The organism is Pseudomonas pisciculturae, from assembly GCF_015461805.1.
GTDB classification, from domain to species: domain Bacteria; phylum Pseudomonadota; class Gammaproteobacteria; order Pseudomonadales; family Pseudomonadaceae; genus Aquipseudomonas; species Aquipseudomonas pisciculturae.
Map to the genome: position 1 here is coordinate 1 of NZ_JACVZE010000006.1, position 25,526 is coordinate 25,526.

A 25,526-nucleotide genomic window follows, 5' to 3' on the forward strand; every position below is an offset into this window, starting at 1 on the left:
GCAGCGCTACTTATCGCGTTACAACACCGTTCGGCCGCATAGCTACAACGGCTACCGATCACCAGTCGCTCACGAGCGACTGGTGGGATAAACCGTAAATGGTGTCCAAGATTACTTGACCAGATCAGCTTGCCTGCGAAAGCGGTGGGTCAGCCAACACCTGCATCCACTGGCCCACTGCATTCGCGGGCAAGCCCGCTCCCACATGTTGATCTCCATGTATCAGATAGAAGAGTGCTCTGGCTCTGGCTCTGGCTTTTGATCTTGATGTTGATCTTGATCTTAGGCGCCCCGTTAAACACGCTGGCCGGAATTCGACATGGATTTGGGGGGTAAACCGGCAGGGATGCCGGTTTAGCCGCCCCGCGCCATGGATGGCGCGTGGCGGCGGCCCCCCAAATCCATGTCGGATTACGGGCACACCGAGCCTAGGCGAGGTGCCGAGTGTTGGGGCAAGAGCCCTTTGCTTACTTTGGGGCTTTTCCAAAGTGAGCCGCCGTAAGGGCGGAACCCTAAGTAGCCGTTACCGAGAAAACGGATATGTACACCAACCCAACCCAACCCAACCCGAACATTGACCATCCCCCAAGCACTGCGTAGCCTTGCACCCTCGAGGTTCTTCAGCCCAGGCCGAAGCTAAGAAGGGAACGCGGTCCAAGCCGCGGCTGCCCCCGCAACTGTAAAGGGTTCATCTGACTGCCACGCCACTGCCAAACCGGCGGGAAGGCGCAATCAGCGCCGGTCGCAAGATCTGCAAGCCCCAAGCCAGGAGACCTGCCTCGCAACCGATTTTCTACTTCAACCGGGCGGGGTGATCCGGTGACGAAATCCGCTGCTGCGCGCTGACGCAGGGCCTATCGTCCCGTATGCCCGCCCCAAAGGGCATCCGATGAAAACACTGGCCAAACTCCCCGTCACCATCGTTACCGGCTTCCTCGGCTCGGGCAAAACCACCTTGCTGCGCCATATGCTCGACAACGCCCAAGGCCGTCGTATCGCGGTGATCGTCAACGAGTTCGGCGAGCTGGGCATTGACGGTGAGATCCTCAAGCAGTGCTCCATCGGTTGCACCGAAGAAGAGGCCAACGGCCGCGTGTATGAGCTGGCCAACGGCTGCCTGTGCTGCACCGTGCAGGAAGAGTTCTTCCCGGTGATGCGTGAACTGGTCGCTCGTCGCGGCGATCTGGACCATATCCTCATTGAAACCTCCGGCCTGGCCCTGCCAAAGCCGTTGGTACAAGCCTTCCAGTGGCCTGAAATTCGCAGCGCCTGCACCGTTGACGCGGTGATCACCGTGGTCGACAGCCCGGCCGTGGCCGCTGGCACCTTTGCTGCGTTCCCGGATCAAGTCGACGCCCAGCGCAAACTCGACCCAAACCTGGACCACGAATCCCCGCTGCACGAGCTGTTCGCCGACCAATTGGCCAGCGCCGACCTGGTGATCCTCAACAAATCCGACCTGATCAGCCCGGAAGACTTGGCCCGCGTGCGTTTGGAAGTCGCCGAAGAACTGCCGCCAGCCGTCAAGATCATCGAAGCCAGCAGCGGGCGTCTGCCGCTGGACGTGTTGATTGGCCTGGGTGCGGGTTCCGAGGAGCATATCGACGGCCGCCACAGCCATCACGATCACCACCACGAAGGTGAAGACGACCACGATCACGACGCCTTTGATTCGATCTCCATCGACCTGCCGCAAGCCGACGAAGCCCTGCTGCTCGACGCTCTGACTCAGCTGGTGGTTCAGCACGGCATCCTGCGTGTTAAGGGCTTTGCCGCTATCCCGAACAAACCGATGCGCCTGCTGATCCAGGGCGTGGGCACGCGTTTTGACAAGCACTTCGACCGTGCTTGGGGTGCTGATGAAGCACGCATCACGCGCCTGGTGCTGATCGGCCAAGACCTCGACGCGGCGGGCCTCGAAGCGCAACTGCGCGCCGCCCTCAGCGTTTAACCCATGCACCTGCTCAGGACTCAGCCCGGTGGTTTCGTCTCGGACGACAATATTGCCGACCTTGGCCAAACCCCCGCTGAACTGGTGATCCTGTGCAGCGGTGACTCCAGCCTGGCGTTGCTGGCCGAAGCGGCCCAGCAGTTGCCGGACGACTACCCCAGCTTGCGCCTGGCCAACCCGATGCAGGTGCAGAACCATGCCTCGGTTGACCTGTACGTCGATGAAGTGCTGCGCCACGCCAAGGTCATCCTGATTTCGCTGCATGGCGGTATCGGCTATTGGCGCTACGGCATCGAGCGGCTGGTGGAGTTGGCCGAGCGTGGCGTCACGTTGATTCTGGTGCCGGGGGATGATCGTCCAGACCCTGAACTCAGTGGGCTGAGTACGGTAAACGCCGAAAGCCGCGACCGCCTGTGGTACTTCCTGCGCCAGGGCGGTTTGGGCAATGCGCTGGATTTTTATCGCTGCCTGGCCAGTAGCTACCTGGGCCGCGACTACGCCTGGGCCGAGCCGCAAACTCTGCCACGCACGGCGATTTATCACCCGCACAACGCCAATGCCCGTCTCAATGACTGGCAGGCGGATTGGAACGCCGAATTCCCGGTGGCTGCGGTGCTGTTCTACCGCTCCCATTTGCAGGCGGCCAATACTGGCTTTATCGATGTGTTTTGCCAACGCTTGCAGGCAGCGGGCCTTAACCCGTTGCCAATAGCGGTGGCCAGTTTGAAAGAGCCCGGCTGCCTGACGGTGGTCGAGGACCTGCTGGATGAAGTGGGCGCAGCGGTGATCCTCAATACCACCGGTTTTGCCCAATCCAGCCCCGAAGCGCCTCACCTGAGGCCGTTTCGCCGAAATATCCCGGTGATCCAAGCCATTTGCGCCCAGGACAACGAGCCGGGTTGGCAAGCCAGCGAGCAAGGCTTGGGGCCGCGTGACCTGGCGATGCATATTGCTTTGCCTGAGTTGGACGGGCGCATTATCAGCCGCCCGATCAGCTTCAAGGATTTGGCCTGGCGCAGTGAGCGCAGCCAGTCGGACGTGGTGTGCTACCGCGCCGCGCCTGAGCGTATGGATTTTGTCGCCGAACTGGCGCGTCATTGGGTCGAGCTGGCGCGGGTGCCGAATGCCGACAAACGCATCGCGCTTATTCTTGCCAACTATCCGACTCGCGACGGCCGTATCGGCAATGGCGTGGGCCTGGATACGCCGGCTGCCGCGCTGAATATCCTGCGTGCGCTGCAAGCCGAAGGGTATCCGCTGCCGCAGGCGTTGCCCGAAAGCGGCACAGCGCTGATCCACGATTTGCTCGGCGGCGTCACCAACGATCTCGACAGCCTTGACCTGCGTCCCTGCCATCAAAGCATGAGCCTGGGCGACTACGAGGTGATGTTCAGCCGCCTGCCTGAATCCAATCGCCAGGCCGTGTTGGCGCGTTGGGGCACGCCCGACAGCGACCCGATGTTCCGCGACGGCCGCATGATGATTGCCGGTCTGCGCCTGGGGCTGACCTTTGTCGGCATCCAGCCCGCGCGCGGCTATCAGGTCGATGCCAGTGCCGTTTATCACGACCCGGACCTGGTGCCGCCCCATGGCTACCTGGCGTTCTACTTCTGGTTGCGCCACACCTACGGCGCCCACGGCGTGATCCATGTGGGCAAACACGGCAATCTGGAATGGCTGCCGGGTAAAGGCGTAGGCCTGTCGGAAAACTGCTGGCCCGATGCATTGTTGGGCCCGCTGCCGAATATCTACCCGTTTATCGTCAACGACCCGGGCGAGGGTGCCCAGGCCAAGCGGCGTACCCAGGCCGTGATCATCGATCACCTGATGCCGCCGCTGACCCGTGCCGAAACCTACGGCCCGCTGCGTGATCTGGAGCTGTTGGCGGACGAATACTACGAGGCGCAGTTGCTCGACCCCCGCCGTGCCCTGGAACTGCAAAAAGACATTCTCAAGCTGGTGCGCGAAACCCGTATCGATCAGGAGCTTGAGCTTGCAAGCGACGCCGACGCCGCCGTGTGGCTGCCGCGCCTGGACACCTACCTGTGTGACTTGAAGGAGTCGCAGATCCGCGATGGCCTGCATATCTTTGGCGAGTCGCCTGAGGGCCGCTTGCGCGTCGACACCTTGCTGGCCTTGCTGCGCATCCCCCGTGGCGATGGCCGTGGCCCGCAATCGAGCTTGCTGCGGGTGTTGGCCAAGGCGTTCGAACTGGGTTTCGACCCGTTGGACTGCGCCCTCGCCGAACCCTGGACCGGGCGTCGTCCCCAGGTGCTGCAAAATATCGATGCGCAGTTGTGGCGCACCGCCGGTGATACCCGCGAGCGCCTTGAGTTGTATGCCGCTCGTTTGATCGAGCAGGCATTGGAAGGCCCGCTTGAGCAGTTGGAGGAGCCCGGTTGGGAGGATGTGAAGGCCGTCATCGAAAGCCTGCGCATCGTTGTAGCGCCGCGTCTGGATGCCTGCGGCCCCGCGGAAATGCGCGGTTTGCTGGATGCCTTAAGTGGCCGCTTTGTACCGGCGGGCCCCAGTGGTGCGCCGAGTCGCGGGCGTTTGGACGTACTGCCCACCGGGCGCAACTTTTTCACCGTCGACGTGCGCAACCTGCCCACCACGACGGCTTGGCGCATTGGTTTTCAGTCGGCCAACCTGATACTTGAGCGCCATTTGCAAGACCATGGCGATCACCTGCGTCAACTCGGCCTGTCGGTCTGGGGCACCGCCACCATGCGCACCGGCGGTGACGATATCGCCCAGGCCATGGCGCTGATGGGCGTGCGCCCGGTGTGGGCCACGGGCAGCCAGCGGGTGGATGACTTTGAAATCTTGCCGGTCAGTCTGTTGGACCGCCCGCGAGTGGATGTGACCTTGCGTGTATCAGGGTTCTTTCGCGATGCATTTGCGAATCTGATCCGCCTGTTCGATGCGGCGGTGCAGGCGGTAGCCGCGCTGGACGAGCCCGATGATATGAACCCGCTGGCCGCCAAGGTGCGCAGTGAGCGTGCGGCGTTGATCGAGTCTGGCCTGGACGAAGACGCGGCGGCGAAACAGGCCGGCTGGCGTATTTTCGGCGCCAAACCCGGTGCCTATGGCGCCGGCGTGCAGGGCGCGGTGGACGGCCGCCTGTGGCAAAGCCGTGAAGACTTGGCCGAGGTCTACCTCAATTGGGGCGGCTACGCGTACGGCGGTTCGGATGAGGGCACCGCCGCCCGCGAGCAATTCGCTCAGCGCTTAAGCCAGGTGCAAGCGGTGTTGCAAAATCAGGACAACCGCGAGCATGACCTGCTCGACTCCAACGATTACTACCAATTCCAGGGCGGTATGCTCGCCGCCGTGGAAACCCTGAGCGGTGACAAAGCCGCCAGCTACCATGGCGACCACAGCCAGCCAGACCTGCCGAAGATCCGCACCTTGAAGGAAGAGCTGAACCGGGTGATCCGTTCCCGCGCCGCCAACCCCAAGTGGATCGAAGGTGTGAAGCGTCACGGCTATAAAGGCGCATTCGAGATGGCCGCGACAGTAGACAACCTGTTCGCCTTCGACGCCACCACGGCGCTGATTGACGATCACCAATACGCCTTGCTCGCCGACGCCTATTTGCTCGACCCCGATACCCGGGCCTTTGTGCAACAACACAACCCGGATGCCCTGCGCGACATGACCGAACGCATGCTTGAAGCCCAGCAGCGCGGCATGTGGCAAGCGCCGGGGGCGTACCGTGAGGCGTTGGAAAACCTGTTGCTGGATATAGAAGAAGACAGCTGATGACTGATATTCCCCATTTCCCGCTGTCCGCCGTGGTCGGCGCCGATGCCCTGAAACTGGCGCTGTGCCTGACGGCCATCGACCCGAAGATCGGCGGCGTGCTGATTGAAGGCCCGCGTGGCATGGCCAAGTCCACTCTTGCGCGGGGGCTGGCAGACCTGTTGGCCAGCGGGCAGTTTGTGACTTTGCCGTTGGGCGCTACCGAAGAGCGGCTGATCGGCACGCTGGATCTGGATGCAGCGCTCGGCGAAGGCCGTGCGCAGTTTTCCCCCGGCGTATTGGCCAAGGCTGATGGTGGTGTGTTGTATGTCGATGAGGTCAACCTGCTGGCTGACCACCTGGTGGACCTGCTGTTGGATGTCGCCGCCAGCGGCACCAACCTGATCGAGCGCGACGGTATTTCCCACCGGCACGCGGCGCGCTTTGTTTTGATTGGCACCATGAACCCGGAGGAGGGCGAGTTGCGCCCGCAGTTGCTCGACCGGTTTGGTTTCAATGTGGCGCTGAGCGGGCAGACGTTGCCGGCCGAGCGTGGGCAGATCATTCGTCGTCGGCTGGACTTCGACAGTGATCCGGCGGCGTTCTGCGCGCAATGGGCGCAGGCGCAAGGCGCGTTGCGCGAGCGCTGCACCCAGGCGCGAGCGCGGCTCGACAGCATTGAGCTGGACGATCAGGCCTTGGCCCAGATCACCGAGCGGTGTTTTGCTGCCGGTGTCGATGGCTTGCGCGCGGACTTGGTCTGGCTGCGCGGCGCACGGGCCCATGCCGCCTGGCGCGGTGCCAGCGCTATCGCCGAAGAAGATATCGAAGCCGTCGCGGAGTTCGCCTTGCGCCATCGCCGCCAAGAGCAATCGCCACCGGCCAGCCCGCCGAGCGAAGCGCAGTCGCCCAAACCCTCTGACACATCGCCGGGCCAGGGCCAATGGGGTGACATGCCCGCGGCGGCCCTGCCCACGGGCGCACGCCGCGAAGTCCCCACCTGGCCAAAAAAGCCTTAGGCATTCGCCCTCGACCTGACGCGGGGGCGGATGCCTGGCCCCAGGCGGGGCGATTGGACAGAGGCAGGCAAGGCAAGGCGCGCAGCGCGAAACAGGGCATGATCAACTGGCCCGGCACCTTGCTGGGTGGCCGGCCGCAGCGTCGTGAGGATTTGCTGTTTCACCTGCGCAGCCGCTCGGCCCACGAGTTGTGGCTGGTGATTGTCGATGCCTCGGCGTCTACCCGGCGGCATCGTGCGTTGACGGATGCCAAGGGCTTGTTGGCGCAAGTGTTTTACGATGCGTATCGCCAACGTGCGCGGATGGCGGTGTTGACGGCCAGCGGGTCATCGCCGAAGTGGCAGGTTCAGGGGTTGAAGGCCGCAAAAGGTTTGGCCGGTTGGTTGGATCAACTGGGTGCCGGCGGCGGTACGCCTTTGATGCCGGCGCTGAGTGAGGCGGGTGATTGGCTGGCGGCGCGGCGTAAGCGCTATCCGGCTGAGCAACAGCGTTTGTTGCTGATTACCGATGGGCGACTCAAGGACATTGCCGGGTTGCCGCTGCTGGACTGTCCGGGGTTGCTGGTGGACATTGAGCGTGGGGCGATCAGGTTGGGTAGGGCTCAGGAATTGGCGGTTGGGTTGCAGTTGGATTATCGGCATATCGACAGTTTGTAGTGCTTGTGCCGGCCCTATCGGGGGCAAGCCTCCTCCCACATTTGACCGAATTCCAATATTGAAATGCAGTCAGTGTGGCAGGGGGCTTGCCCCCGATGATGCCCCTGAACCCAGCACAAAACCCTCAGCCAGCCCCCGGCACATTCGGCCAAAGATCGGCCACCAAAAACAACCGCTCGGCTTCTTCCCAGTCCTCGCCGCTCTGAATCATGCGCACCAACAATTGCGCAGGTGCCATCGGGTCCAATTCCGTCAGCCAGCCGCGCATGCGTTCCTCGCTCCACACCTCATCCGCGGGGTAATGCGCCGGCGCCAGCCAGGCATGGCGGGGCAGCGGTTGCCAGCAGCCAGGCGCGCTACCGTCGGCAAATGCTCGCCAATCCTTCTGATGCAACCAACGCCCATGCAAGTGCTGCGGATGCGCACCCGCCGGTGCTTGAGCCTCACCGGGCCACGGGTACAGCAAATACCCACCCAGCCACAAATGCGCGTCGAACTGCTGGATATCCAGCGCGGCCAGGGCCTCGCGGCTTTCCGGGCGTGCGGATATCGGCAATTGATGCTGGGCCAGGTGGGCGAGCTTGCGGTCCAGTCGATCATGGCAACCCGGCCCCAACCACAACGCGCTGTCCTGGCCGTCACCTTGCTGTGGGCCCAGGTAGAGCTTGATCGCCAGTTCCAGGTGATGCACGCCCTCGCGGTCGCGAATCAACATGTCCAGCTCGCCCAGGGTATGCCCGGCGCGGCGGATCGGCAGGTTGGCAGCCAACAGCTCCACCCCTGGCGCATGCTGCACCGCAAACTGCCACAACCGCTCGTAATACAGGCCCAGGCGCCGCGTGCGTGCCTGGCTAAGCCAGAGCAGCAGCGCGCTGCTGTCTTGATCAAGGGCGCGCAGCCAATGTTCGAGCGCATCGGGTGCCTGCACCCAGTTGCTGCCGGCCAGCGGATGGCGTTGTGGCCACGGCGTCTGCGCCAGCATCGGCGGCGCGAGCATCACCCACGCGAGGTCGCGCACCTCGGGGTGACGCAGTTGGCGGGGCAGGGCGTGCAAGTCGGGGAACACAGTCATGTGTGCGAGCATAGCCGCTTCAACGCCGGGTAGGGCGCTGAGAACCATTGTCATCAAGGCTTCACGGCGACAAAGGATTTTGCCTGGGGCGGCCTTTCGCCCATAATCCTTGTTTTTGCCACACCCCAAAGCCAGCAGGAGCCCCATGGAGCAATTTCGCAATATCGGCATTATCGGTCGCCTGGGCAGTACCCAGGTGTTGGACACCGTCCGCCGGCTGAAAAAATTCCTGCTGGAACGCCACCTGCATGTGATCCTCGAAGACACCATCGCCGAAATCCTGCCGGGTCATGGCCTGCAAACCTCGTCGCGCAAGATGCTCGGCGAAGTCTGCGACATGGTCATCGTGGTCGGAGGCGATGGCAGCCTGCTCGGCGCGGCCCGGGCCTTGGCGCGGCATAACGTGCCGGTGCTGGGGATCAACCGGGGCAGCCTGGGCTTTCTTACCGATATTCGCCCGGACGAGCTGGAAGTCGAAGTCGCCAAGGTGCTCGACGGTCACTACCTGGTGGAGAACCGCTTCCTGCTGCAAGCCGAAGTGCGCCGCCACGGTGAAGCCATCGGCCAGGGCGATGCCCTTAATGACGTGGTGCTGCACCCTGGCAAGTCCACGCGCATGATCGAGTTCGAGCTGTATATAGACGGCCAGTTCGTGTGCAGCCAGAAGGCCGACGGCCTGATCGTCGCCACGCCCACCGGCTCCACCGCGTACGCGCTGTCGGCAGGCGGCCCGATCATGCATCCCAAGCTCGATGCCATTGTGATCGTGCCGATGTACCCCCATATGTTGTCGAGCAGGCCGATTGTGGTCGACGGCAACAGTGAGCTGAAAATCGTGGTGTCCAAAGACATGCAGATCTACCCGCAGGTGTCCTGCGATGGGCAGAACCATTTCACCTGCGCCCCCGGTGACACCATCACCGTGAGCAAAAAGGCGCAGAAGCTGCGGCTGATCCACCCGCTGGACCACAACTACTACGAAGTGTGCCGCACCAAGCTGGGCTGGGGCAGCCGCTTGGGGGGTGGAGGCGACTGATGCTCGATCCCGCGCGTAGCTACGACCTGATTGGTGACGTGCACGGTTGCGCTCATACCCTTGAGCATTTGCTCGACCGGTTGGGCTACCACAAGCAGGGCGGCACCTGGCGTCACCCGTCGCGGATGGCGGTGTTCCTGGGCGATATCATCGACCGTGGCCCGCGTATTCGCGAGGCGCTGCACATTGTGCACGACATGACCGAGGCCGGCCAGGCGCTGTGCATCATGGGCAACCATGAGTTCAACGCGCTGGGCTGGACCACCCCGGCACCGCCGGGCAGTGGCAAGCAGTTCGTGCGCGAGCACAACCCACGGCATGCGCGGTTGATCCACGAGACCCTGACCCAGTTCGAGCAGCACCCGGCCGACTGGCATGACTTTCTCGGCTGGTTCTACGACATGCCGCTGTTTGTCGACGCGGGGCGCTTTCGCGTGGTGCATGCGTGCTGGGACGACGGCTTTATTCAGCCGCTGCGTGCGACTTTTCCGGATGGTTGCATCGATCAGCACTTCCTGCAGGCTGCCGCCGTGCCTGGCAGTTTTGCCTGCAATGCGTTCGACCGCTTGCTGCGCGGCACCGATATGCGCCTGCCGGACGGCCTCACGCTCACCGGCGGCGATGGCCTGACGCGTTCGTTCTTTCGCACCAAGTTCTGGGAAGACGACCCGAAAACCTACGGCGACATCGTGTTCCAGCCCGACGCCTTGCCTGAACCGGTGGCCCGCACGCCGTTGTCGTCGTCTGAAAAGAATTCCCTGCTGCGCTACGGCGTCGACGAACCCTTGTTGTTTGTCGGCCATTACTGGCGCAGCGGCAAACCGGCGCCGATCCGCGACAACCTGGCCTGCCTGGACTACAGCGCAGTGCTGTACGGCAAGCTGGTGGCGTATCGCCTGGATCAGGAAACGCGCCTGGATCCAAGCAAATTCGTATGGGTCGACGTTGAGCGCCCCGAGGTTATTAAATGAGTACAGTGGCTGTATTGCGCTTGCCCCTGAGCGTTGACCTGGGCGGCTTCGTCAAGCTGCTGCAACGTATGCAAGTGCCCCATCGCGTCAGTGAAGAGGCAGGCGAGCAAGTGTTGTGGGTACCCGAGAGCATCAGCGACGACGTGCGCGTGTTGTACCAGCGCTTTCCCGCTGGTGACCCGGACCAGCAACTGGATATTCCCGAACAGCCGCCGGTCAAGCGCCCGAGTTTTGTCCAACAAGTTCGCCACAGCCCGGTTACGGCGTTGGTGTTGCTGGCGAGCGTGATTGTCGGTGCGATTACGTTGCTGGGCGAAAACCTGCAAACCATGGCCTGGTTGACCTTTTTGCCGTTCCGCATCCTGGGCGAGTACATCCAGTTCACGCCGCTGGCCGACAGCCTGGCGTCGGGGCAGTGGTGGCGCTTGGTCACGCCGATGCTCATTCACTTCGGCATCCTGCACCTGGCCATGAATGGCATGTGGTATTGGGAGCTGGGGCGGCGCATCGAGGCGCGCCAGGGCAGTATCAACTTGCTCGGCCTGACCTTGTTGTTCAGCCTGGTCTCCAACTACGCTCAATACGCTTATGGCGGCCCCAGTCTGTTTGGCGGGTTGTCCGGCGTGCTGTATGGCCTGCTCGGGCATTGCTGGATTTTTCAATTACTCTCGCCGAACCCGGCTTATCGGCTGCCCCGTGGGGTGCTGGCGATGATGCTGATCTGGTTGGTGCTCTGCATGTCGGGGCTGGTCTCGATGATCGGCTTCGGCGAAATCGCCAACGCTGCCCACCTGGGCGGCCTGGTTGTCGGCTGCCTCACCGGTTTGCTGGGCGGGCTGTACAGCCGCCGCAAATCGTCTATTTGATAAGGAAGAGCCTAATGTCCTCTTTTGCTGAAATGATCGAAAACATCACCCCGGATATCTACGAGAGCCTCAAGCTCGCCGTGGAAATCGGCAAATGGTCCGATGGCCGCAAGCTCACCGCCGAGCAGCGCGAGCTGTCGCTGCAAGCGGTGATCGCCTGGGAAATCCAGAACCTGCCCGAAGACCAGCGCACCGGTTACATGGGCCCGCAGGAATGCGCCTCCAAGTCTGCGCCAGTACCCAACATTCTGTTCAAGTCGGATGCGATCCATTGATTGAAATTGGTCGCGGTGCAGTCAGCAAAATGTCGGCGCAACTCGGTGAGCCGACCGTTCAATACGCGTTTCGCCTGGGCGACGTCGAGGTGCCGGTCAACCCCTTGATCGGCAGCCATATTCGCCTGGAGTATCTGGGTGCCATCCATTGCAGCCATTGCGGCCGCAAAACCAAGACCAGCTTCAGCCAGGGTTACTGCTACCCGTGCATGACCAAGCTGGCCCAGTGTGACCTTTGCATCATGAGCCCCGAGCGTTGCCATTACGACGCCGGCACCTGCCGCGATCCAGGCTGGGGCGAAAAATTCTGCATGACCGACCACGTGGTGTATCTGGCGAATTCGTCGGGCATCAAGGTCGGCATCACCCGCGCTACTCAGTTGCCTACTCGCTGGCTCGATCAGGGTGCCAGCCAGGCGCTGCCGATCATGCGCGTGGCTACCCGTCAGCAATCCGGCTTTGTCGAGGACGTGTTCCGCAGCCAAGTGGCCGACAAGACCAACTGGCGCGCACTGCTCAAGGGCGACGCGGTGGCGGTGGACCTCAAGCAAGTACGCGATGAGTTGTTCGCCGCCTGCGCCGAAGGCGTGAACGCCTTGCAGGAACGCTTTGGCCTACAGGCCATCCAACCGGTAACCGACATCGAACCTATCGAAATCCGCTACCCGGTGGAGCAGTATCCCGCCAAGATCGTCAGCTTCAACCTGGACAAGAACCCGATTGCCGAAGGCACGCTGCTGGGGATCAAGGGCCAATACCTGATCTTCGACACCGGCGTTATCAATATTCGCAAGTACACGGCCTACCAACTCGCCGTGCATCAGTAAAAGGATGCTAGCCATGCGCACCGAACAACCGAAGATGATTTACCTCAAGGACTATCAGGCGCCGGACTACCTGATCGAAGAGACGCACCTGACCTTCGAGTTGTTCGAGGACCACAGCCTGGTCCACGCGCAACTGGTGATGCGCCGCAACCCTGAGCGCGGCGCCGGTTTGCCGCCGCTGGTGCTCGATGGCCAGCAACTTGAGCTGTTGAGCGTCAACCTGGCCGACCAGGAACTGACGGACGCTGACTATCAGCTGACCGACAGCCACCTGACCGTACAGCCCAAAAGTGCCACCTTTACCCTGGACACCACGGTAAAAATCCACCCCGAGACCAACACCGCCCTGGAAGGCCTGTACAAATCCAGCGGCATGTTCTGCACCCAGTGCGAGGCCGAGGGCTTTCGCAAGATCACTTATTACCTCGACCGCCCGGACGTGATGAGTACGTTCACCACCACGGTGATTGCTGAGCAGCACAGCTACCCGGTGCTGCTGTCCAACGGCAACCCGATTGCCAGCGGCCCCGGCGAAGACGGCCGTCACTGGGCGACCTGGGAAGACCCGTTCAAGAAGCCGGCGTACCTGTTTGCGCTGGTGGCCGGTGACCTGTGGTGTGTCGAAGATACCTTCACGACGATGACTGACCGTGAAGTGGCGCTGCGCATCTACGTCGAGCCAGAAAACATCGACAAGTGCCAGCACGCCATGACCAGCCTGAAAAAATCCATGCGCTGGGACGAAGAAACCTACGGCCGCGAGTACGACCTCGACATCTTCATGATCGTCGCCGTGAACGACTTCAACATGGGCGCCATGGAGAACAAGGGCCTCAATATCTTCAACTCCAGCGCCGTGCTGGCCCGTGCCGAAACCGCCACCGATGCCGCGCACCAGCGCGTCGAGGCGATCGTGGCCCACGAATACTTCCACAACTGGTCGGGCAACCGCGTGACCTGCCGCGATTGGTTCCAGCTGTCGCTCAAGGAAGGTTTCACCGTCTACCGTGACTCGCAATTCTCTGCCGACATGAACTCGGCCACGGTCAAGCGCATCCAGGACGTGGCTTACCTGCGTACCCACCAGTTCGCCGAAGACGCCGGCCCCATGGCCCACGCCGTGCGCCCGGACAGCTTTATCGAGATTTCCAACTTCTACACCCTGACCGTGTACGAAAAGGGCTCGGAAGTGGTCGGCATGATCCACACCTTGCTGGGCGCCGAAGGCTTCCGTAAAGGCAGCGACCTGTACTTTGAACGCCACGATGGCCAGGCCGTGACCTGTGATGACTTCATCAAGGCCATGGAAGACGCCAACGGCGCCGACCTGACCCAGTTCAAGCGCTGGTACAGCCAGGCCGGCACGCCGCGTTTGGCGGTGAGCGAGTCCTACGACGCCGCAGCCAAGACCTACAGCCTGACCTTCCGCCAGAGCTGCCCGGAAACGCCGGATAAAGTAGAAAAACTGCCGTTCGTGATTCCGGTTGCCTTGGGCCTGTTGGACGGGCAGGGCGCGGGCATTGCGTTGCGCCTGGCCGGTGAATCAAGTGCCGGTGCAACTTCTCGTGTGATCTCGGTGACAGAAGCCGAGCAGACCTTCACGTTCGTCGATATCCCTGAGCAGCCGCTGCCTTCGCTGCTGCGTGGCTTCTCGGCCCCCGTGAAGCTGAGCTTCCCGTACAACCGCGACCAGCTGATGTTCCTGATGCAGCACGACAGCGACGGCTTCAACCGTTGGGATGCCGGCCAGCAACTGTCGGTGCAAGTGTTGCAGGAATTGATCGGCCAACATCAGGCCGGCCAGCCGTTGAAGCTCGATCAGCGCCTGATCGACGCCCTGCGCACGGTGTTGAGCGATGAGACGCTGGACCAGGCGATGGTCGCAGAAATGCTGTCGTTGCCTAGCGAAGCCTACCTGACCGAAATCAGCGAAGTGGCCGATGTTGACGCCATTCACGCCGCCCGGGAGTTTGCCCGTAAGCGGCTGGCCGACAACCTGCACGAATCACTGTGGCTGCGTTACCAGGCCAACCGCGAGCTGTCCAGGCAGACGCCGTATGTTGCGGCGGCTGAACACTTTGCCCGGCGCGCGTTGCAGAACATCGCGCTGTCGTACCTGATGCTCAGTGGCAAGCCTGAAGTGCTGGCGGCGACGTTGGAACAGTTCGACACCAGCGACAACATGACCGAACGCCTCACCGCGCTTGCCGTCTTGATCAATTCGCCATTCGAGGCTGAAAAAGCCCAGGCGTTGGCGGTGTTTGCCGAGAACTTCAAGGACAACCCGCTGGTCATGGACCAATGGTTCAGCGTGCAGGCCGGCAGCACTTTGCCGGGCGGCCTTGAGCGGGTCAAAGCGTTGATGGAGCACCCGGCGTTCAATATCAAGAACCCGAACAAGGTGCGGGCGCTGATCGGTGCATTTGCCGGGCAGAACCTCATCAACTTCCATGCGGCCGATGGCTCGGGCTACCGCTTCCTTGCCGACCTGGTCATTCAGTTGAACGGCTTCAACCCGCAGATCGCTTCGCGCCAGTTGGCGCCGCTGACCCGCTGGCGCAAATACGACGCTGCGCGTCAGGCGCTGATGAAGACGGAGCTGGAACGCATTCGTGCGTCCGGCGAATTGTCGAGCGATGTGTTTGAGGTGGTCAGCAAGAGCCTTGCTTGAGTGAGAGGCCAGTCAGTTAAGAGGTTGAAAGACTGAAGAGTAACCTGTGGCGAGGGAGCAAGCTCCATCGCCACAGCTACAGTGTTCACCCTTGACTGACTGGCATTAGTACACGGCTGCCCTTCGTTCATACTCGTACCCATGACTTTCGACTCGCCACTCACTGCCTATCAATACGCCATTGCCCAACAGGGCTTTGTTGCCGATGACGCTCAGCGCCGCGCGGTGGATGCCTTGCAAGCTTGTCATGAGGCGTTGCATCAGGGCCGTTCGTCGATCACCGGCGTCTACCTGTGGGGGCCGGTAGGCCGTGGCAAGACCTGGTTAATGGACCAGTTCTATCAAAGCCTGCGGGTGCCTGCGCGGCGCCAGCACTTTCACCACTTTATGGGGTGGGTGCATCAACGTCTGTTTCAGCTTACCGGTACCCATGACCCCTTACAGGCGCTGGCCAGGGAGCTGAGTCAGGACGTGCGCGTGCTGTGCTTCGATGAATTATTCGTTAATGACATCGGCGATGCGATCATTCTCGGGCGCTTGTTTCAAGTGATGTTCGAGGAAGGCGTGGTGATGGTCAGCACTTCAAACCAGCCACCCGACCAGTTGTATGCCGATGGCTTTAACCGTGAGCGCTTTTTGCCGGCGATTGCGGCGATCAAGCAGCATATGCAGGTGGTCGCGGTAGATGGCACAGATGATCACCGCTTGCATCCTGGCGTGGCTGTTCAGCGCTACTGGGTGAATCAGCCCGAGGTGCTGGCAGATGTGTTCACGCAATTGGCCCAGGGGCAGCCCGTCAGCAGCGGGGCGATCAACGTAGGCCATCGTTCTATTCTCGCCGTGCAGTTCAGTGACTCTGTGCTGTGGTGTCGGTATGCCGACCTGTGCGAGCAGCCCTTGGCGGCGATGGACTTTATGCTGCTGTGTGATCGCTTCAAGGCCATCCTGTTGAGCGACGTGCCCAGCCTCAGTGCGCAGCAGCGTCCAGGGCGCATTGCCCGTGGCACCGAGGACGGCGCTCAGCGTGTTGTGGCCGGTGACCGCGAATTGCCAGCATTGTCGGTGCACGATGACAGCGTGCGCCGCTTTATCGCGTTGGTGGATGAGTGCTACGACCGCAAGGTAGCGCTGTACATCGAGGCCAAGGTGCCGTTGGACCAACTCTACACCGAGGGCTATCTGGCGTTTCCCTTCCGCCGTACGCTGAGCCGTTTGAGGGAAATGCAGTTGCAGCGTTTCGGCTAAGGCCAGTGGTAAGGATTCTCGGAATGGGCTGGTAGCACTTTCACGCATCGATCTGTAGTTAATCTCCTTCATCCGTTCCGGCTCCGCGTTTACAATCTTGCCTCTCAAAGGGAGCCGAATCCCGTGTAGTCGCGATCGAGGAAGGAAATGGACACCCCAGATATCCTGGTGCTGCAAGCCAGCTACACCAACCCCGTACATGCCCAGGCCATTGGCCGCGTGCTTAACCATTACGCAGAAGACCCCATGGGCGGTGGGCACAGCCTGCCCCTCGACTTACTGCAGCAGTTGCCAGCCGAATTGGCCAAGCGCGCGCATGCATTCAGTGTTTTGGCTTTTGTAAATGGAGAGCCGGCTGGGCTGGTCAATTGCTTCGAAGGTTTTTCGACCTTCGCTTGCCGCCCGCTGATCAACGTCCACGATGTGGCGGTGATGAGTCAATTTCGCGGCTTGGGCTTGAGTCAGAAAATGCTGCAGAAGGTTGAGGAAATCGCCCGCCAGCGCGGTTGCTGCAAAATCACCCTGGAAGTCCTTGAGGGCAACGCTATCGCTCAATCGTCTTATCGGAAGTTTGGTTTTGATGACTCGATATTTGACCCGGCCCATGGGCGTATGCTGTTTTGGAGCAAGCCGCTTTAATAAATAACAGGCAAACAAAAGGCGCCATTGGATGGCGCCAAGTTTAACTTAGCTACAGGCGCGCAATGGCGAAAAGTAGTCGTGCTGATTCAGCCTTTTGGTTGTTTCTCTGCGCTGGATTGTTCCGCCGTGACGTTCTTGAAGTCTTTGCCATCAGCAGATGCAGTTTGTTCAGTAGTGCCGTGAATCTTTTGCTGCATGAAGGTGAAGTTGTCGTAATACGCCTTCGAACGTTCCGATCCGCCTTCGGCAAAAGCGGCAGCGGAGGTCAGGGCCATCAGGCCGGCAAGCATCAGCGTGGAGAGTTTCATCGTCGGTATTCCCATAATGTGTAAACGGTGTCTGGTCGGTAGATCAGATGCGTGGGGCCGATTATGGGTAGGCTTTATTAAGAGAGGCTTAAGTGAGCTGCCGCGAAATTTAACCCGTGCGTTAAGGTTCGCGGCGGCGGTGGAGCGGTGATTTAAAGTTTCCAGTCCAAGGCAAGGGTAATAGAGCGCGGGTCGCCCCAATACACGCCGTTATAAAAGCCAACGCGTTCGTAATAGTGTTTATCAAATAGATTATTGACGTTAAGCGATGCTGAAACCTGCTCGTCGAACTGGTAGCGCGACATCAGGTTGACCACGGTGTAAGCCTGTTGGGTGATTCTGGCGCGTTCGGTGATCAGCCTGTTATTGCCATCCCGTTCACCCGTTGGGCGATTGGCCAATTGGTAGAAGTCGCTCTGCCAGTTCACCCCGCCGCCCACTGTCAGGCCGCGCCATTCGCCGGGCAGTCGATAGGAGGTCGACACCTTGAGCATGTTCAGTGGCACGTTGGTGTTGCTGCGCTCTTTGCTGCCATTGCGAGAGTGGGTGTAGCTGTAGCCGGCCGTCAGGTTCCAGTCCGGCATGATCTCGCCTGAGGCTTCTGCTTCAAACCCGCGGACCTTGCTGCCTTTGCCGCCAGTGGTATAGAACTGCTCATTGGTTTGCGGGTCGGGTTCGGCGCTGTTGTCGAGCTCGGCAATGTTGTCCTGAGTGCTCCAGAAGTACGCAGCGGCCAGGTTCAAGCGTTCGTTGAGCACGCTGCCCTTAAGGCCGACTTCGTAGTTACTGCCAACCACGGGCTCCAGGTATTTCTTGTTTGCATCACGCACGCTCTGCGGGTTGAAGATGTCGGTGTAGCTGGCGTACAGGGTGTATTCAGGGGTGATGTCGTAAAGCACGCCCGCGTACGGCGTCAACATATCGTTGTGGGTTTGACGGGTTTTTGTTGACTGATCTGTCAGCTGGTCGTTGGCGTCATAGTCCGGCGATGCACTTTGGATCTGCCAGCTCCCATAACGGGTACCCACTATCGCGTGCAGGCGCTCGGTCACGTTCAGGCGTGTGGCCAGATAGCCAGCCTTTTGTTTTTTGGTGGAGTGCTCGCCCTTGAGCCCGGTGGTGCGGTCGGCGAATTTGCTGATATCGCCCATATGTTCCCAGTCGACGATGGTGGTGTAGCCGTTTGGCGTACGGTCACGCTGATAGGGCGAAACGTCGCGCTGCACTGACTCGCCATACCCCACCATCAACTCGTGCTCGCGGCCCAGCAGTGAGTAGGCGCCTGCGATATTGAAGTCGACCACGTCCATTTTCGAGGTGCCGACCATCTGGCTGGTCCATGCCGTCATGCCGCTGCCATCCGGGTTGGGGAAGCCCGCGCCGCCGTAATACACCTTGCCGTCGGTGTCGCTTTGCCGGTGTGTATAGGCAGCCTTCAGGCGCCAGTCGGGCGAGAGCTTGTGATCGACGGAGGCGAAGGTGGTCTTGTCTTTGAGCGGCCACGAACTCCAGTCGGTCGCCAGGTTGGCCGAGCGCTTCAGGTGGGCCTTGCTGCCGTCGCTGTTCCAATAGGGCAGGGTGCCCCAGGAACTGCCCTGCACATGTTTGTTCTGGTAGTCGAAGCCGACGGCAACCACGGTATCGTCCGTCAGGTCGCCTTCAAGAATGCCGTAGCCGACTTCCCGTTGCAGCGCATAGTTATCACGAAAAGATTTGCTGTCGCGGTAGGCCATGACCGTGCGCCCGCGCAAGCGCCCGTCAAATGCCAACGGGCCGCCTACATCCAGGTAGCTGTAGTAGTTGTCATGACTGCCACCACTCACACCGGTCTTGGCCTGCCATTGCGCTGTCGGGCGCTTGCGGATCATGTTGATTGTGGCCGATGGGTTGCCGGCGCCAGTGGTCAGGCCGGTGGCGCCACGGACCACTTCGATGCGGTCGTAGATGATGGTGTCGGCGTCTGACTTCATACGGCCGAAAGTGTTGAGCATGCCGTCGACCTGGAAGTTGTCGATGCTATAGCCGCGAGCGGTGTAGCCCGCGCGGTCCGAATCCAGATGCTGCACGGTCACGCCTGTGGTCTGGCGCAGCACGTCGGTTAATGTCGTGAGATTGAAATCATCCATCTGCTGGCGCGTCACCACAGAAATCGACTGCGGCGTTTCCTTGACTGACAGGTTCAGGCGCGTGGCGGTGCTCATTGAGCCTGTGGTGTAGGCCCCGGTCTGCTCGGTAGTAGCGCCCAGGCCCTCGGCGGTGATGCTGGTAGTGCCCAGCTCCAGGGCGCTGGCCGGCGCGTGTTCGGGGTCGGTTTCAGCCAGCAGTTCCGGGCTCAGTATGATGCTGTACAGGCCGAAGGTGAGGGTTATTGAACGGGTAAAAGGCGCGAACATCGCGGCAGACTCCTTGTCGTCTTTGAAACCTTCTCGGTAAGAGAAGGCCTTGGCTCAAAGACGAAAGAAGCAACAGAACTTTAGGGCTGGATGAGAATGATTGTTATCTTTTTGTTACAAGGGCTCTTGTAGCACGACGTCAGTGGGGCTGACCTTCTTTGGCTTGATCATGCTGAAGTCGATCAACGGCTTCGATTGGCGTGAGTAGGGGTTACCGATCAACTGCGGGCGCGCCTTGAAGCTATCGCTTACCAGGCTTTTGCTGCGGTCCAGTTCGTTAAAACTCAACCCTGCCAGATCAGCCCACGTGTGAATCAGCTGCGAGCTGCTGAAAGGCCGCTGCAAGTCCTCGGCGAATTTCCAGTCGTGGCTTTCGCGCCATTTCGGTGAGGCATAGGCCATGAACGGAATGGTGTACATCGGTGCGGTGGGTTTGCCTTCGTTGCGCCCCAGGGTCGCGTGGCCGGCGGAGTCGTACACGTCTTCGCCGTGGTCCGAGAGGTACAGCAAGAAGCCGTTCGGGTCGGTTTTGGCGTAGTCCTTGATCAGGCTCGATACCACGAAATCGTTGTACAGCACCGCGTTGTCGTAGCTGTTGTAGATAGGCAATTGATCGTCGCTGACCCCGGCAGGTACGCCCTGGCGGTCGGTGAACTTGTCGAACGTCGGCGGGTAGCGGTATTGGTAGCTCATGTGGGTGCCCAGCAGGTGCACCACGATGAACTTGCGTTCAGCCGGATCGGCCAGGGCCTTTGAAAACGGCTCCAACACGTCGCCATCGTATTGGCGGGCGTTCTGGTTGCGGTTGTTGTTCAAGTAAACCTGCTCGTCGGCCTGTTCGGAAAAGGTCGTGAGCATGGTGTTGCGCTTGGTCATGGTCTGCTGGTTGGTGATCCAGTAGGTTTTGTAGCCCGCCTGTTTCATCACGCTGACAATCGACGGCGTCTTCAGGTACAGGTCAGGGTTTTCTTCGTCGGCGAACGTGAGTACCTGTTGCAGCGCCTCGATGGTGTAAGGGCGCGGGGTGATGACGTTGTCGAACACCGCCAGTTGGTCGCGCAGCTTGTCCAGCTCTGGCGTGGTATCGCGCGGGTAGCCGTAGAGGCTCATGCGCTGGCGGTTGGTGGACTCACCGATCACCAGCACCAGGGTCGAGGGCTGGCCGGCCATGCTGTCCTTGAGGTTGGTCAAGGGCGGTATCTGGCTCGCGCTATCGAGCATGTCTTGCATGTTGTCCAGCTGTTGGGTGTAGCGGTGGTAGCCGACGATCATCTGCCACGGCACTGCCGGCTCGATCCGCGCTTCGAAGCGGTCGATGGCATCTTCCATCGTGTCGCTGCGGGCGATCTGCTTGACCAGCGGGTAGCCGATGATGGCCACCAGGATCGCCGTGGCGGCCAGTAACGCCTGGCCACGGGGCAGGTACACCGGGCGTACACGGGTCCACAACAAAATGGCGACAGCGGTGTGGGCAATGAATGCCAGCACAATCCACCAGGCAAAGTATTGGGTGGCGTACTCGCCGGCTTCAGAGATGTTCGACTCGAACATGATGAAGATGACGCTTTGGGAAAATTCCTGCTGGTAAATGAAGAAATAACCCAGGCTGGCCATGGAGCAAGCCCACAACACCACGCCAATCACGGCGGTGAGCAGGCGCGTACGGCGCGGGAACACCAGCACTGGCGCCAACCACAACGCACTCATAAAGAACGCCTGGCGGAAACCACTGAAACCGGACGTGCCGCTCAGTTGTATCAGCAGTTGGGGTAAGCCGGAGAAATACCAGAAAAACAGGAAAAGCCAGCCAAGGCCAGCCCAATCAAAGCCTTTCGCAGACGTAGTGCTGCGTTTGAACATCGCCATCCAGCGCTCCAACCCGGTCATTTTTCAGTCGACGCGCAGGAGTGCGCGCAACAGAGGCCACCCTTGCATGGGGCGGCCCTTGGGGCGGGAGTATCGGGAGGGGCGTGTGAAAACTTTGTGAGATTTATGTAGCCGTTATCTTACAAAGCGATGACAAGGCTCAGCAGAGTGCTGGCTGCGCGCCGGACGGCTGATCCAGTTGGGCCTGGACGATGTGCGAGCGTAAGCGCATGACTTCCTGCATCAGTTGTTCGCGCTCGTCTTTCAACTGGCGCAACTCATCGCGGCGGATGGTGACGTAGAGGGTCTGTGGAGGACGGGTCATCTGTGCTGTGCTCATTGCTTACCTCGCAAATAGCCGGTGTGTCGCGGTGTGCCAGAACGCTTGAGTCGAGGTTCTCGGCAGCAGTCGGAAGCAATTCTGAATTCTTTTTCGAGACAAGGGAACTTTTTTATTTTTGAAGGTCGTGTGACTTTCAGTGCGGTGATGGTGAAACGATGGCAACTTTTTCTCATGAAACTACACGGATATGCACCTGACTAACCCTCATTAGCCTCATTGCGCTATAAACTATGTCACACATTTTTTAAGTAGTAGGAGCATCAGCACATGCAACTGGGGATTATCGGACTAGGCCGCATGGGCGGGAATATTGCACGGCGCCTGATGCTCAATGGGCATACCACCGTTGTTTACGACCGTAACGAAGCATTTGTCAAAACCCTGAGCGAAGAGGGCGCCACTGGCGTTGCCGACCTCAAGGCCTTGGTTGCCGGGCTGCAAAAGCCTCGCGCCGTGTGGGTGATGTTGCCGGCGGGCGACCCCACTGAAAACACCATTAACGAACTGAGCGAACTGCTGGAAGACGGCGATGTGATCATCGACGGCGGCAACACCAACTATAAGGACGACGTGCGTCGTGGCAAGGCATTGGCAGAAAAAGGCCTGCACTATGTCGACGTCGGCACCTCCGGCGGCGTGTGGGGCCTGGAGCGCGGCTACTGCATGATGATCGGTGGCGACACCGAGACCGTGCAGCGCCTGGACCCGATCTTCAAGACGCTGGCGCCAGGCCTGGGTGATATTCCGCGCACCAAAGACCGCAAAGACAGCGCTGACCCGCGCGCCGAACAAGGCTATATCCACGCAGGCCCTGCGGGTTCCGGTCACTTCGTCAAGATGATCCATAACGGCATCGAGTACGGGATGATGCAGGCGTTTGCCGAAGGTTTTGACATCCTCAAGACCAAGAACTCGGACAACCTGCCTGAAGACCAGCGCTTCGACCTGAATGTTGCCGACATTGCTGAAGTCTGGCGCCGTGGCAGCGTTGTGTCGTCCTGGTTGCTGGACCTGACCGCCGACGCCCTGGCCACCGACCCGAAACTCGACGGTTACTCAGGCTCCGTGGCCGACAGTGGTGAAGGCCGCTGGACCATCGAAGCCGCCATGGAACAAGCCGTGCCGGTGCCAGTGTTGTCGACCTCGCTGTTTGCACGTTTCCGCTCGCGCCAGCAAAGCACTTACGGTGACAAAATGCTCTCTGCCATGCGCTTCGGCTTTGGCGGCCACGTGGAGACCTCCAAAAAATGACCGCCAACGGCAAGAAACCCGAGGCCGAACCTGCTCCGCCCACCACGCTGTTTCTGTTTGGTGCCCATGGTGACCTTGTCAAGCGCCTGCTGATGCCGGCGCTGTACAACCTCAGCCGGGACGGCCTGCTGGGCAATGGGCTGCGTATCGTGGGTGTTGATCACAACGCCATCAGTGACGCTGACTTCGCCAAGAAACTCGAGGACTTTATTCGCACTGAAGCGGCGAGCAAGGTGCGGGGCAATGGCGCAGACGCGCTGGACCCAGCCCTGTGGGCTCAGTTGGCCCAAGGTATCAGCTACGTCGAGGGCGATTTCCTCGACGACAGCACCTACGCCGACATCGCCCAAAAGATCGCCGACAGCGGTACTGGCAACGCGGTGTTCTACCTGGCCACTGCGCCGCGCTTCTTCAGTGAAGTGGTGCAGCGCTTGGGCAGTGCCGGCCTGTTGACAGAGATCGACGACGGTTTCCGCCGTGTGGTCATCGAGAAGCCTTTTGGCTCCGACCTGGCCACCGCCGAAGCGCTGAACGCCAACCTGCTCAAGGTAATGAGTGAGAAGCAGATCTATCGCATCGACCATTACCTGGGCAAAGAAACGGTGCAGAACATTCTGATCAGCCGTTTCTCCAACGTGCTGTTCGAAGCGTTCTGGAACAATCACTACATCGACCACGTGCAGATCACCGCCGCCGAAACCGTCGGCGTGGAGACACGGGGTAATTTCTTTGAGAAAACCGGCACCCTGCGGGATATGGTGCCGAACCACCTGTTCCAGTTGCTGGCGATGGTGGCCATGGAGCCGCCGGCCGCCTTTGGTGCCGATGCCGTGCGCGGTGAAAAGGCCAAGGTGATCGGTGCGGTACGCCCCTGGTCCCTGGAGGACGCGCGGGCCAACTCGGTACGTGGTCAGTACACCTCAGGCGAAATCGCCGGCAAGCAACTGCCGGGCTACCGCGAAGAAGCCAATGTCGCCCCCGACAGCAGCACCGAGACCTTCGTCGCCCTCAAGGTGATGATCGACAATTGGCGCTGGGTCGGCGTACCGTTCTATTTGCGCACCGGCAAGCGCATGAGCGTACGCGACACTGAAATCGTGATCTGCTTCAAGCCGGCGCCGTACGCGCAGTTTCGTGATACTGCGGTCGATGAGCTCAAGCCCACTTACCTGAAGATCCAGATCCAACCGAATGAAGGCATGTGGTTCGACCTGTTGGCCAAAAAGCCCGGGCCGACCCTGGACATGGCGAACATCCAGCTGGGTTTCGCCTACAAGGACTTCTTCGAAATGCAGCCGTCGACCGGGTATGAAACCCTGATCTACGACTGCATGACCGGCGATCAGACCTTGTTCCAACGCGCCGACAATATCGAGAACGGCTGGCGTGCGGTGCAGCCCTTCCTTGATGCATGGAAGGAGGATGACGGCATCCAGGCCTATAAGGCTGGAGAAGATGGCCCGGCCGCCGCCGATGCTCTGTTGGCCCGTGACGGCCGCACGTGGCATAGCCTCGGATGAGTGATGCAGCGATTCATCCCATCCGTTTTATCCTCAGTGACGTGGACGGCACATTGCTGCACCCGGACCACAGCCTGAGCCAGCGTACAGCCGATGCGATACGAGCCTTGCGCGACAGCGGGGTGTTTTTCAGCCTGGCCAGCGGGCGCCCGCCCAAGGCCATGCTGCACCTGATCGAAACCTTTGGTATTGATGTGCCGGTGGCGGGTTTCAATGGCGGCACGCTGATCAACCCGGATGGCAGCATCCTGGTCGCTCACCATCTACCGGCGGAGGCGGCGTTGATTACCTTGGCGTTATTCTCGGCTGAGCCGGATGTAGAGGTGTGGGTCTTTGCCGACGGTGACTGGCTGCGCCGTGACCCGCCAGGGCCAATGGTGCAGCGTGAAGCTGATGGCCTTGGTTATGGGCCGGTTGTAGTGGAGAGCTTCGAGCCTTACCTGGACCGGGTCGACAAGATCGTCGCTGCCAGTAACAACACCCAATTGCTGGTGGCGCTGGAGGCGCAGTTGCAGCCCAAGGTTCAGGGCTTGGCCCAGGTCTCACGCTCGCAACCGGTGTACCTGGACGTCACGGCCATGTTGGCCAATAAGGGCGAAGCCTTGAAGACTCTGGCCGCTCACCTGGGGGTGCCGTTGGCGCAAACAGCGGCGATTGGAGACGGCGGCAATGACCCGGCAATGTTTCACGTGGCCGGGTTATCGATTGCCATGGGGCAGGCTGAAGAAGCCGTCAAGCGCCAGGCCAGTGTTGTCACCGGCACTAATATCGAGGATGGCGCGGCCGAAGCCATTGAGCGGTTTGTTCTCGCGAAGCGATAAGTAGTGTTTGCTCTAACAGCGAACTTGCGCTCATTTAACCTATGAGCGC

Annotated in this window: 20 protein-coding genes and 1 riboswitch; of the genes, 15 read left to right on the forward strand and 5 right to left on the reverse strand. The window is 60.6% G+C overall.

The genetic code is table 11. From position 1 onward, the window contains the following. The first annotated feature begins 596 nt into the window (after positions 1-596). A riboswitch (cobalamin riboswitch) is annotated at positions 597-796 on the forward strand. A gap of 93 nt (positions 797-889) precedes the next feature. Genes cobW through ICY20_RS17140 form a run of 4 tightly spaced genes read left to right on the forward strand, consistent with a single transcriptional unit; the run spans position 890 to position 7,370 of the window. Then, complete coding sequence (gene cobW, locus ICY20_RS17125; protein WP_033902251.1) at positions 890-1,951, forward strand: cobalamin biosynthesis protein CobW; 1,062 nt, start codon at positions 890-892, stop codon at positions 1,949-1,951. Positions 1,952-1,954: 3 nt separating this feature from the next. Continuing rightward, entirely contained in the window at positions 1,955-5,716 is a 3,762-nt protein-coding gene (gene cobN, locus ICY20_RS17130; protein ID WP_194938086.1) for a cobaltochelatase subunit CobN, read from the forward strand. Continuing rightward, a complete protein-coding gene (locus tag ICY20_RS17135; protein ID WP_194938087.1) occupies positions 5,716-6,714 on the forward strand; it encodes an ATP-binding protein in 999 nt (332 codons plus the stop codon). The genes cobN and ICY20_RS17135 overlap by 1 nt, the downstream gene beginning before the upstream one ends. A 53-nt stretch (positions 6,715-6,767) precedes the next feature. After that, on the forward strand, positions 6,768-7,370 hold the full coding sequence (locus ICY20_RS17140) for a vWA domain-containing protein (RefSeq protein ID WP_194938088.1): 603 nt from the start codon (positions 6,768-6,770) through the stop codon (positions 7,368-7,370). A gap of 124 nt (positions 7,371-7,494) precedes the next feature. Here the strand turns inward: ICY20_RS17140 and ICY20_RS17145 are convergent, their stop codons facing one another. Beyond that, positions 7,495-8,442, reverse strand: coding sequence for a DUF1853 family protein (locus ICY20_RS17145; RefSeq protein ID WP_194938346.1), 948 nt, complete (start codon positions 8,440-8,442; stop codon positions 7,495-7,497). A 145-nt stretch (positions 8,443-8,587) separates the two neighbouring features. Here ICY20_RS17145 and ICY20_RS17150 point away from each other — a divergent pair, with 145 nt between their 5' ends. From ICY20_RS17150 to ICY20_RS17185, 8 genes are all read left to right on the forward strand, one after another. Further along, positions 8,588-9,478, forward strand: a complete 891-nt coding sequence (locus tag ICY20_RS17150; RefSeq protein ID WP_003217892.1) for an NAD(+) kinase — start codon at positions 8,588-8,590, stop codon at positions 9,476-9,478. Continuing rightward, positions 9,475-10,449, forward strand: a complete 975-nt coding sequence (locus ICY20_RS17155) for a metallophosphoesterase (RefSeq protein ID WP_407692632.1) — start codon at positions 9,475-9,477, stop codon at positions 10,447-10,449. Before ICY20_RS17150 ends, ICY20_RS17155 begins: the two co-directional genes overlap by 4 nt. After that, entirely contained in the window at positions 10,446-11,315 is an 870-nt protein-coding gene (locus ICY20_RS17160; protein ID WP_159959036.1) for a rhomboid family intramembrane serine protease, read from the forward strand. Before ICY20_RS17155 ends, ICY20_RS17160 begins: the two co-directional genes overlap by 4 nt. Before the next feature lie 14 nt (positions 11,316-11,329). Next, positions 11,330-11,590, forward strand: coding sequence for a YeaC family protein (locus ICY20_RS17165; RefSeq protein WP_016972751.1), 261 nt, complete (start codon positions 11,330-11,332; stop codon positions 11,588-11,590). Continuing rightward, positions 11,587-12,417, forward strand: a complete 831-nt coding sequence (locus ICY20_RS17170) for a DUF2797 domain-containing protein (RefSeq protein WP_159959038.1) — start codon at positions 11,587-11,589, stop codon at positions 12,415-12,417. The genes ICY20_RS17165 and ICY20_RS17170 overlap by 4 nt, the downstream gene beginning before the upstream one ends. A 13-nt stretch (positions 12,418-12,430) precedes the next feature. Continuing rightward, positions 12,431-15,088, forward strand: a complete 2,658-nt coding sequence (gene pepN / locus ICY20_RS17175) for an aminopeptidase N (protein ID WP_194938090.1) — start codon at positions 12,431-12,433, stop codon at positions 15,086-15,088. 141 nt (positions 15,089-15,229) lie between these two features. Beyond that, the gene (gene zapE / locus ICY20_RS17180) at positions 15,230-16,333 is read left to right on the forward strand and encodes a cell division protein ZapE (RefSeq protein WP_194938091.1); all 1,104 of its coding nucleotides are present in this window, start codon (positions 15,230-15,232) and stop codon (positions 16,331-16,333) included. Positions 16,334-16,480: 147 nt separating this feature from the next. Beyond that, on the forward strand, positions 16,481-16,972 hold the full coding sequence (locus ICY20_RS17185; RefSeq protein WP_194938092.1) for a GNAT family N-acetyltransferase: 492 nt from the start codon (positions 16,481-16,483) through the stop codon (positions 16,970-16,972). Between the two features lie 89 nt (positions 16,973-17,061). On the opposite strand, the gene ICY20_RS17190 is transcribed toward ICY20_RS17185, so the two are convergent. The 4 genes from ICY20_RS17190 to ICY20_RS17205 form a co-directional block, all read right to left on the reverse strand. Beyond that, positions 17,062-17,283, reverse strand: a complete 222-nt coding sequence (locus ICY20_RS17190) for a hypothetical protein (protein ID WP_194938093.1) — start codon at positions 17,281-17,283, stop codon at positions 17,062-17,064. Positions 17,284-17,435: 152 nt separating this feature from the next. Beyond that, complete coding sequence (locus ICY20_RS17195) at positions 17,436-19,676, reverse strand: TonB-dependent siderophore receptor (RefSeq protein WP_194938094.1); 2,241 nt, start codon at positions 19,674-19,676, stop codon at positions 17,436-17,438. A 114-nt stretch (positions 19,677-19,790) separates the two neighbouring features. Further along, the gene (locus ICY20_RS17200) at positions 19,791-21,542 is read right to left on the reverse strand and encodes a phosphoethanolamine transferase CptA (RefSeq protein ID WP_194938347.1); all 1,752 of its coding nucleotides are present in this window, start codon (positions 21,540-21,542) and stop codon (positions 19,791-19,793) included. 160 nt (positions 21,543-21,702) lie between these two features. Then, positions 21,703-21,882, reverse strand: a complete 180-nt coding sequence (locus tag ICY20_RS17205; RefSeq protein WP_267464006.1) for a DUF6026 family protein — start codon at positions 21,880-21,882, stop codon at positions 21,703-21,705. 270 nt (positions 21,883-22,152) lie between these two features. Between ICY20_RS17205 and gnd the strand changes: the two genes are divergently transcribed. The 3 genes from gnd to ICY20_RS17220 are packed head-to-tail and all read left to right on the forward strand — an operon-like array spanning position 22,153 to position 25,477. Next, complete coding sequence (gene gnd, locus ICY20_RS17210; protein ID WP_159959050.1) at positions 22,153-23,136, forward strand: phosphogluconate dehydrogenase (NAD(+)-dependent, decarboxylating); 984 nt, start codon at positions 22,153-22,155, stop codon at positions 23,134-23,136. Continuing rightward, the gene (gene zwf / locus ICY20_RS17215; protein ID WP_194938096.1) at positions 23,133-24,656 is read left to right on the forward strand and encodes a glucose-6-phosphate dehydrogenase; all 1,524 of its coding nucleotides are present in this window, start codon (positions 23,133-23,135) and stop codon (positions 24,654-24,656) included. The genes gnd and zwf overlap by 4 nt, the downstream gene beginning before the upstream one ends. Then, positions 24,653-25,477 (forward strand): HAD family hydrolase, encoded by an 825-nt coding sequence (locus tag ICY20_RS17220; RefSeq protein WP_159959054.1) that lies wholly within the window; start codon positions 24,653-24,655, stop codon positions 25,475-25,477. The genes zwf and ICY20_RS17220 overlap by 4 nt, the downstream gene beginning before the upstream one ends. Positions 25,478-25,526: the final 49 nt, after the last annotated feature.